The organism is Gluconobacter sp. P1D12_c (assembly GCF_018812105.1).
GTDB lineage: Bacteria > Pseudomonadota > Alphaproteobacteria > Acetobacterales > Acetobacteraceae > Gluconobacter > Gluconobacter oxydans_A.
The window spans coordinates 1-375 of the sequence record NZ_JACSIQ010000787.1 but is presented as its reverse complement, the minus strand read 5'-3'; the positions used below and the strand labels follow the sequence as shown (position 1 = coordinate 375).

1 pseudogene is annotated in these 375 nt (G+C 55.5%); it reads right to left on the bottom strand.

Annotation, left to right across the window (positions count from 1 at the left end):
* Positions 1–375, bottom strand: a pseudogene (locus KP705_RS19200) (IS5/IS1182 family transposase); the annotation flags it as partial.

Below are 375 nucleotides of genomic sequence, written 5' to 3'. Positions count from 1 at the left end.
GATGCGGCTTTTTCCTGTGGACCTTTGAGACAAAGCCCTGCTTTTCCATGAAGACTTCGTTGGCTTTAGAGCGATACGCGGTATCGGACCAGACGCTTGAGTCGGTATTGGCTTTATCCAGAAGCCCCTCTCTCAATCACGCGCCATCACTGGCGGCGGCATCTGTTGTCTTCCATTTGCGGATGAACCGATACTTCCGGTCGATGGAGACGTGGGGTTTGTAGCCAAAGAATGGGATAGCGAGATCACTCGACGGCATGGTTCCATCGTCCTGCCGCTTCGCTTTCGTGAACTTCAGCGTCCAGCGCGCATGGCGATCCTTGTGCGACAGCTTTGACGGCTTGTCCTGCCAGTCTTCGGGAATACGGCCTGCCC